Genomic DNA, 8,233 nt, shown 5'->3' with positions numbered 1-8,233 from the left:
CGCCCAGCACAGGCCTTGGCAATCTCAGACCCGGCGGGGCGGACACCTGTCGACCCTCGGGTCTGACCGCGCCTCGAGCGCCTCGGTGCGCCCCGCCACCCGGCCTTGTTCAGCAGGCTCCTAGGCGCGGGTCAGCCGGACGCACGGTGGGTGCTCAGAGCTTGATCGGGCCTTCCTTGCCGGGGTCGCCGCCGGCCGCGGCCTTGGTCAGCGCGAGCAGTCGGCCGATGGTGCCGCCGGGGGAGTCCCAGTACTCGCCGCGCTCGACGTCAACGGCCAGGACGCGGATGTTCGGGTCGTCCTTGCCCTCGAAGTACGCCCCCGCCTCGGGGCTCCACAGCGCCTCGATCAGACCCTGGTCGCGCAGCGCTCGTGCTGAGCCCTGCAGGGCGACGTAGTCGTTCTTGGACGGGTCGGAGAAGGTCGTGCCGCAGCGGGTGCTTCCTGTGCCGATGCTCTGCACCCAGTCGGCGTCGGCGGAGACGAGGAAGTGCAGCGACGATCCTTCGATGCCGGCCAGCGTGAGCGGGCGGGACTTCCAAACCTCATTGTCCGGGGTTCCGACCATGGCGAAGTGCAGGCCCTGAAGGGCTTCGTCCAGAGTCCGGGCTTCGGTGTTCGTATCGGTGGCAGTCATAGCTAGAACCTGCCCGCCCGGGCGCAAGACATTCATGAGGCCTTGCGCGCGGGTGCCTTCCGGGTCGAGGACTTCGTCGCGGTGCTGCGCTTGGCCGGAGCCTTCTTGGTGGGCGCTTTTTTGGCGGCCGCCTTTTTCGGGGCGGTCTTCTTCGCCGCCGTCTTCTTGGCCGGCCGCTTCTTCGAGGCCTTTTCGTCAGCGGCCTTGCGGGTCTTCAGCTTCTCCGCCGACGCCTTGTTGCCCACCCGACGCGACTTCGCGGCCTCGACGGATTTGCGCAGCGCCTCCATCAGGTCGAGCACCGCGGCCTCCGGCTCGGCGTCCTCGTCGACGACGACCTCACGGCCCTTGCCCTTGGCCGCCACCAGCTGCAGCACGCGGTCGCGGTAGGTGTCGGTGTAGTTCGCCGGCTTCCAGTCCGTGGTCAGGCTGTCGATGAGGGAGATCGCGGTCTTGAGGTCCTTGTCCGAGAACGAGGCCTTGCGAGGGATCGAGGGCAGTTCGTCGGCGGGGTCGCGGACCTCGTCGCCGAAGTACATCGTCTCCAGCACGAGCACCTTGTCGTGTGGGCGGATCGCCGCCAAGTACTGCTTGCCGCGCATCACCAGGGTCGCGATGCCGATGCGGCCGGCCTTGTCCATCGCCTGCAGCAGCAGGCCGTAGGGGCGCGCGGCGTCATCGCTGGTCGGCGCCAGGTAGTAGGACTTGCGGTAGAAGACCGGGTCGATGTCCGCGGCCTCGACGAAGTCGGTGATCTCGATGGTGGAGTTGCGGCCGGGCTCGACCTCCTCCAATTCCTCCGGGGTGACGATGACGTGCCGGCCGTCGCCCAGGTCGTAACCCTTGACGATCTCGGAGTACTCGACCTCCTTACCGGTCTTCTCGTTCACCCGCTGGTTGCGGACGCGGGCGTCGGTGCCTTCCTGGAACTGGTTGAAGTGCACGGTCTTGTCCTCGGTCGCCGAATACAGGCCGACGGGGACATTGACCAGCCCGAAGCCGATGGAGCCGGACCAGATCGCGCGCGCCATGACGAACCTCCATTACCGGGACGCCGTTTCCAGCGCCCGCAGCCGGGCCTGGGCGGCCTTGAACACCGTCACCCGCTGGCTGTGCTCCTGCTCGTAGTCGAGCACCTGCTGCACCTCGGTGCGGCGCTCCAGGCGGCGCACGGACTTGACGATGTCCGCTGCGCGCAGTTCGTCGTAGCGCTTGATCGGCACATCGTTCGGGACGTACCACTCCGGAGCTGATGGGACGTCAGACCAGGCTGCGGCCGCCATGCTCGGGGAGGACGGACGCAGCCGCGCGCGAGCAATCAGGATCGCGGCTGCACCGATGGCCAGGGCGACCAGGCGCAGGGGGAGCGGCCGGGTTGCGGTGCGGGTCAGTCGGCGGGGCAGCGGAAGGGCCGCACCCAGCTGGGTGAGAGGCCGGGACACGGTCTTGAGCAGCATCGGAGTCTCCCTCGCGTGGTGCACCTGGGAAAGAACTGCCCCGGAATGCCCACGGCACGCTCAGCGAACATTCAGCCAAGAAACTTCTACAGACGGGAAGAATTCCTGTTCACCCTCTGTTGAACCGGACATCTGATCACAAAACGAGCCGCGGTCTTCACGACCTGCCGACTGGACGTCGCGGCCACCAAGAGGGGTGTGGAGTGGCTATGAAGTTCCAGTCAAAGGGTCTCGCCAAGTTTGCCGCCTTCGGGGGCGCCGCTGTCCTGGCCGGCGTGCTCGCCGCTCCGCCGGCGGCACTCGCCTCCAGCGCGCCCGACGCGGGCGCCGCGCTGTTCGACACGTCCGGCAGTTGGGCGCCCGCCGCGACGGCGAGCATCCACCCCGGCGTCATGACCCAGACCGAGGGGTCGGGCCAGTGCACTGCCAACTTCGTCTACACCGCGGGCGGCAAGTCCTTCCTCGGCCAGGCCGCGCACTGCTCGGGCACCGGCGAAGCGACGGAGACCAACGGCTGCGAGGCCAAGTCGCTCCCGCTCGGGACGCCCGTGCAGATCCTCGGCTCCGACGTGGTCGGCCACATGGTCTACAACTCCTGGATCGCCATGCAGGCAGCGGGCGAGAAGGACCCGAACGCGTGTGCCTACAACGACCTCGCGCTCATCGAGCTCCCGGCCGACGCCCTCGCCAAGGTCAACCCGTCGGTGCCCGTCTTCGGCGGCCCGGTGGGCGTGAACACCACCGGCACGACCAATGGCGAGCAGGTCGTCTCCTACGGCAACTCCTCGCTGCGTCAGGGCATCTCGCTGTTCTCGCCCAAGACCGGCACGAGTCTCGGTACCGAGGGCAACGGTTGGACCCACGCGGTCTACACCGTGACCCCGGGCATCCCGGGTGACTCCGGCTCGGCGTTCCTGGACAGCAAGGGATACGCGCTCGGTGACCTGTCGACGCTGGCCTTCGCGCCGGTGCCGCTGAGCAACCAGGTCAGCGACCTGGCCCACGAGCTCGACTACGCCCGCTCGCACGACAAGAACCTGCGCGACGTCCGCGTCGTCGCCGGCACCGAGCCCTTCCTCCCGGGTGCACTCCCGCTGGGCTGATCTCGCCCGGATCGCCCAGGCACCCAGCAATGGCAGCGGCCGCCACTCGCCCCGAGGTGGCGGCCGCTGCGCGTTAAGCGTCGTGGCCGGCGTCGAGGTCCTCGACCGCCTGGAAGCCCAACTGAGGCAGAGGCGCCGACGACGAGGTGTCCGCCGCGACCGGATCGAGCACGAATCCCATGTGATCCCCGGAGTCGAAGCGCTCGAGGATGCGCCCGACGAACCAGCGTTCCACCTCGTCGAGGATCGGGACCCCGTGCGGGCCGCGGTGCCAGGTCTCGCGGGCGAGCTTGTCGACCTGGTCCCCGGTCTCGGTGCCGAACCGTGCGGCCAGATCCCGCTGCGACGGAGTGGGGACGTGCACCCCGAGGGCCTCGGCCCGCTGGGCGACGTCGAAGGTGTGGTTGGTCTTGGACAGGAAGACCAGGTACCGCGGCGGGTCGATCGAGGCCTGGGTGGAGAAGCCGACGAGGCAGCCGGCCTGCTCGCCGCCGGGCGAGGCCGCGGTGACGATCACCATCGGGCCGTCGAGTTGGCTCATCACGGCGTGGAAGGACTCCACGGCTCGGCGTTGCGCGGCGGGGTCGTCGGCGATGGGGTGCTCAGATCGCGAGCGGGGACTGGCGGCGCAGCGAGGCGATCCGGCGCGTGCGGTGCGCGGCGGCGTCGAGGTGATCGCGGGCGAGGGTGCCGGCCCGGGCCCAGACCAGGTCCTCCGGTGCACCGCTCAGCTGCTGGGCGACCCGCATCCCGTGGTCGACAGCGCGCTCGACCACTGCTGCATCGAGCGCGGGGAATGCCGCCCTGAGCTGTGCGCACAGGGCGTCACGGGACGTAGGGGCAGGACTGGTCACGGCGCGCTCCGTTCCGAGGTCGTGCACCGCCCGGCAGAGGCGGCGGAAGATGAAGTACCCACGGGTGCGTGTTCTCACCCGCGTCCGGGCTGGAAATTTCCTGCGAATCGATGGCTCGGGCGTCCGACGGAGCGTGCGTCATAGCGCTCGGCTGTTCGGACGTCGGTCAGGCGAGTACGGGCACTGGGCCGCGGCCGGGGAGCAGGCCTTCGCGGCGGGCGGCGTGGACCGCAATGAGGACGGTCACGACGGCGCCGACGACCGCGGTGGTCGGGGCGATCACGCTCTTCAGGCTGGCGTAGGTGGTCGTCGACACCGTCGACAGCAGCCACACCGAGACTGCGGCCTTGGCCCCGACGATGAACGCCCACAGCAGCGTCAGGCGCCAGAACAGCTGCTGGATGCGCGGACGCGCGTGCAGGTCGTCGTCCATCGGATAGAAGTCGCCGGCCACCCTGGCCACCAACGGGCGGGCGGTCAGGAGTGAGCCGGCGAACAGGAAGGCGACAGCGACCTCGGTCAGGGCCGGCTGCCAGAAGTAGAACGAAGTGGAGTTGGTGGCGAAGGCGAAGATCGTCTTGCCGGTCAGCCCGATCAGGGTGAGCACCAGCAGACCGGACACGGCGCGCCCGGTGGACATCCGCCAGGCCATGGCGCCGTAGCACCACAGCAGCGCCGAGGTCAGGGCGAGCCAGATGTTGCCGGCGGACAGGCACGCGTAGAACAGCACAGACGGGACGACGTTGGCGACCAGGATCGCCTGCGCGACGTGCTTGACGATCGCGCTCAGCGGCGGGCGCTCGACCTCGGCAGCGGTCGCGTCAGGGACAACGACAGCGCTCAACGAGATCTCCCCACCCGGCACATATCCGGACCTGCCCGACGGCGGTCTCGACATGCATCAGCTTGGTTGTGAAGGTACCGGCGAACGGCTCACAGGAACGGGTCTTGTGACACATCCCTCCGTTCGGAGGAGGGGTGTTCACGGACGGTTGTCCCCTTGGCTACCGGGCAGTTCCGCAGTATGGCTCGCAACTCGCGGACGATGTCCGGAATCACCCCACCCCAGGTTTTCCTCGCGCTGAACGACGGAGCCAGTTACGACCAGTGGGTGGTGGGGACGCGCAAGATTCGAGACGTCGATCTCGGATTTCCCGCGCCGACCACGGCGATCCACTACACCGTCGGTTATGCACCGTTGCAGAAGGACGGTCGCACCGTGGTGAAAGCGATCGACCCGGACCGGCAACTGGAGCTGGAGGCCAAGGCGTGGCCGGGCGGCACCATGCGCATCGGAATCACGGTCGAGGCGGTCGCCGACGGCTGCGAGGTCAGCATCGAGGAGCACCCGCTGCACGGCCCGGCCAAGGTCCTGCACAACCCCCTGCTGGACCTGGTCATCAAAATGCGCAACGTGGAGACGCTCCGCCGCCTGGAAACGCGCGTCCGGGAGCTAGCGCGGACCTCCTGAGTGGCCCGCCATGGCGCGGGCGGCCGCGCCGAACACGCGTCCCGTGGTGCGGGCGCGTAGCGCGGCCCTGGCTGCGTTCGCTCCCGGGCCGCCATGCACCCCGCCACCCGGGTGCGCCGAGGCCGAGGCCAGGTAGAGCCCGCGGATGTGCGTCTCGGGCCGGCCGAGGCCGGGCAACGGGCGCAGCACGAGCTGCTGGTGGAGCCCGCTGGTGCCGGCGTTGATGGCCCCGTCGGTGAGGTTGGCGTCCATCGCTTCCAGATCCGGCGGGAACGAGATCTGCCGCCCCATCACCAGGTCGCGGAAGCCCGGGGCGTACTCCTCCATGCGCCGCTCGACGCCCTCCAACACCCGCTTGCGCAGGTCCGGGTCGTTCCAGCCCGCGACGCCGCCGGGGCGCGCAGGCACGTGCGTGTACGCCCAGGCGGACTCGGTGCCGGCGGGAGAGCGGGTCGGGTCGGCGGTGCTCATCTGACCCAGCAACAGGAACGGCTCGGTCGGCACGCGACCGACGGCGAGCTCGTGGGCGAAGCCGGAGAGGTCGTCCAGGTCACCGCCGACGTGCACGGTGCCGGCGCCGACAACCTCGCGGTTCCGCCACGGGATCGGGCCGGACAGCGCCCAGTCGACCTTCACGGTCGCGTCGTCCCAGGAAAACTTGCGCAGGTCGCCACGCAACCGCGGCGGCAAAAGATCGGACCCGAGCAGATGCAGGTACAGCGAGGGTGCGGTGACGTCCGCGAGCACGGCCCGCCGGGCCTGCACGGTCGAGCCGGAGGCCCGCACCCCCACGGCTCGTCCGTCACGGACCAGCACCCGGTCCACCCGGGCCCCGCAGCGAATGCGTCCACCGCGCGACTCCAGTCGGCGCACCAGGGCCGCGGTCAGTTCTCCCGCGCCGCCGACCGGAACCGGGAAGCCGACGTCCTGCCCGAGCATCGCCAGCAGCCAGCCGAACACGGCGCTGCCGGCTTCCTCCGGGCCGAGGTCGGTGTGCATGGCGTTGCCGGCGATCAGCAGCGGACCGCCGTCGCCGTGGAAGCGCTCGCCGCCGTAGGAACGCGCTGAGAGCAGGCCGAAGCGGGCGAAGTCCAGAGCGCCGTGGACACCGAGTTTGCGGGCCAGGCGGGCGCCGTTGCGGACCGGGGGGAACGGCGCCATCAGGGTCTGGACGAGCGTGGGGCCGAGCTCGCGCCATTGCGCGACGAGCTCGTGCCAGGCGGCGGCGTCGCGGCGGTCGAAGTCGGCCAGGGAGGCGGCGGTGATGTCGGCGTCGCGGCTGAGGACGACGGTGCGGCCGTCGGGCAGCGGATGCGCCAGCGCGGTCGGGGCGTGCGACCAGCGCAGGCCGTGATCGGCCAGCTTCAGATCGCGCAGCACCGGCGAACCGGCGCCGAGCGGGTAGAACGAGCTGAACCGGTCGTTGACGAAGCCCTCAGCCACGTATTCGCCACTGCGGACCGCGCCACCGGGCTCGTCCTCGGCCTCCAGGACCAGCACGTCCCAACCCGCGTCGGCGAGCAGGTTGGCGGCGACCAGGCCGTTGGGCCCGGCGCCGATCACGAGGGCATCAGCCGAGTCCGTCATATCGGGGCCCTACCCGAGAGTTTGCGGCGCCCACCTGGGTAGATGCGGGCAATGACGGTGACTTTGCTCGCCGGGCGCTCGGAGGCCCTCGGCCCGCCGTTGCCCGAGCCCCGCGGCCCCTTGTCGATGCACATGCACGCTCTGATCCTCGCCCGTGAGGGCTACAGCAGCCCGGCGGCCGTCTCCACCGCCAACCCGTTCGGCGACGACCTGCATCTCGCGCTCTACACCGCCTACGAGCTGCACTACCGCGGCTTCGCCGGCGTCAGCGACGACCAGGAGTGGGATCCGCACGTCCTGGCGCTGCGCACCGCTCTGGAGCGGCGCTTCCTCGGGGCGCTGCGCGACGAGCTCGGACCCGTCGACGAGGACGTCGACGCCGCGATCGCCGAGCTGCTGCTGGTCGACGGCGAGGGCGGGGTCGCGGCGTACCTGGCCCGCAACGGCACCCGCGAACAGCTGCGGGAAGTGCTGGCGCACCGCTCGATGTACCACCTCAAGGAGGCCGACCCGCAGGCCTTCGTCCTGCCCCGCCTGCACGGGGCCACCAAAGCCGGCGTGGCCGCCGTCGAGTTCGACGAATACGGCGGCGGCCACGCGGCCCGCATGCACGCCCAGCTCTTCGCCGAGCTGATGGCGGCCTTCGACCTGGACACCCGCTACGGCGCCTACGTCGAGATCGTGCCGGCGCCGATGCTGGCGATGGTGAACTTCATGTCGCTGTGCGGGCTGCACCGCTCCCGCCGCGGCGCTCTGCTCGGACAGCTCGCGGCGGTCGAGATCACCTCACCGCCCGGCTCGATGCGGATGGTGGCCGCCGTGCGCCGGACCGGTGGCGACGCCGACGCCGAGGACTTTTACGCCGAGCACGTGGTCGCCGACTGCGTGCACGAGCAGGTGATGCGCCGCGACGTGATAGGCAACCTGCTGGCGGGGGAGCCGCACCTGGCTGCCGATGTCGTCTTCGGGATCCGCGCCGCGGGCCTGCTGGACACCCGCCTGGACGAGCACCTGCTGAGCTCGTGGGAGGCGGGGCGCTCCTCGCTCTGCGCCCCGCTCCCGGCCTAGGGCATGTCTCCCAATCCCTCTGCGGCGCGGATCGGCGCCAGAACGCCCTCTGGCTG

The 8,233-nt window shown here is 70.2% G+C and carries 10 protein-coding genes; 3 read left to right on the top strand and 7 right to left on the bottom strand.

The genetic code is table 11. The features are described from left to right. Positions 1 to 154: 154 nt before the first annotated feature. The 3 genes from H0X00_RS18665 to H0X00_RS18655 are packed head-to-tail and all read right to left on the bottom strand — an operon-like array spanning position 155 to position 2,094. Positions 155 to 637 carry a pyridoxamine 5'-phosphate oxidase family protein gene (locus H0X00_RS18665; RefSeq protein WP_293773850.1) on the bottom strand — a complete coding sequence of 161 codons (483 nt, stop codon included), beginning with the start codon at positions 635 to 637 and terminating at the stop codon, positions 155 to 157. Between the two features lie 32 nt (positions 638 to 669). Continuing rightward, positions 670 to 1,668: a Ku protein gene (locus tag H0X00_RS18660; protein WP_293773848.1), complete on the bottom strand. Its 999-nt coding sequence runs from the start codon at positions 1,666 to 1,668 to the stop codon at positions 670 to 672. Between the two features lie 12 nt (positions 1,669 to 1,680). Continuing rightward, a complete protein-coding gene (locus H0X00_RS18655; protein WP_293773847.1) occupies positions 1,681 to 2,094 on the bottom strand; it encodes a hypothetical protein in 414 nt (137 codons plus the stop codon). A 209-nt stretch (positions 2,095 to 2,303) separates the two neighbouring features. Here H0X00_RS18655 and H0X00_RS18650 point away from each other — a divergent pair, with 209 nt between their 5' ends. Then, complete coding sequence (locus H0X00_RS18650) at positions 2,304 to 3,197, top strand: serine protease (RefSeq protein WP_293773846.1); 894 nt, start codon at positions 2,304 to 2,306, stop codon at positions 3,195 to 3,197. A 73-nt stretch (positions 3,198 to 3,270) separates the two neighbouring features. Here the strand turns inward: H0X00_RS18650 and H0X00_RS18645 are convergent, their stop codons facing one another. The 3 genes from H0X00_RS18645 to H0X00_RS18635 all read right to left on the bottom strand — a co-directional run bounded on the left by H0X00_RS18645 (position 3,271) and on the right by H0X00_RS18635 (position 4,895). Continuing rightward, on the bottom strand, positions 3,271 to 3,759 hold the full coding sequence (locus H0X00_RS18645; RefSeq protein WP_293773844.1) for a flavin reductase family protein: 489 nt from the start codon (positions 3,757 to 3,759) through the stop codon (positions 3,271 to 3,273). Between the two features lie 40 nt (positions 3,760 to 3,799). Next, the gene (locus tag H0X00_RS18640; RefSeq protein ID WP_293773842.1) at positions 3,800 to 4,051 is read right to left on the bottom strand and encodes a hypothetical protein; all 252 of its coding nucleotides are present in this window, start codon (positions 4,049 to 4,051) and stop codon (positions 3,800 to 3,802) included. A gap of 166 nt (positions 4,052 to 4,217) precedes the next feature. Then, positions 4,218 to 4,895, bottom strand: coding sequence for a VC0807 family protein (locus tag H0X00_RS18635; RefSeq protein WP_293773841.1), 678 nt, complete (start codon positions 4,893 to 4,895; stop codon positions 4,218 to 4,220). 201 nt (positions 4,896 to 5,096) lie between these two features. Between H0X00_RS18635 and H0X00_RS18630 the strand changes: the two genes are divergently transcribed. Then, positions 5,097 to 5,522, top strand: coding sequence for an SRPBCC family protein (locus H0X00_RS18630; RefSeq protein ID WP_293773839.1), 426 nt, complete (start codon positions 5,097 to 5,099; stop codon positions 5,520 to 5,522). On the opposite strand, the gene H0X00_RS18625 is transcribed toward H0X00_RS18630, so the two are convergent. After that, entirely contained in the window at positions 5,505 to 7,109 is a 1,605-nt protein-coding gene (locus H0X00_RS18625; protein WP_293773837.1) for an NAD(P)/FAD-dependent oxidoreductase, read from the bottom strand. The genes H0X00_RS18630 and H0X00_RS18625 overlap by 18 nt on opposite strands. Positions 7,110 to 7,160: 51 nt before the next feature. On the opposite strand from H0X00_RS18625, the gene H0X00_RS18620 reads away from it, so the two are divergent. Continuing rightward, positions 7,161 to 8,177 carry an iron-containing redox enzyme family protein gene (locus H0X00_RS18620; protein WP_293773835.1) on the top strand — a complete coding sequence of 339 codons (1,017 nt, stop codon included), beginning with the start codon at positions 7,161 to 7,163 and terminating at the stop codon, positions 8,175 to 8,177. Positions 8,178 to 8,233 lie beyond the last annotated feature (56 nt).

The organism is Sporichthya sp., assembly GCF_013815995.1.
GTDB lineage: Bacteria > Actinomycetota > Actinomycetes > Sporichthyales > Sporichthyaceae > Sporichthya.
This window is presented reverse-complemented; position numbering and strand designations above follow the sequence as displayed.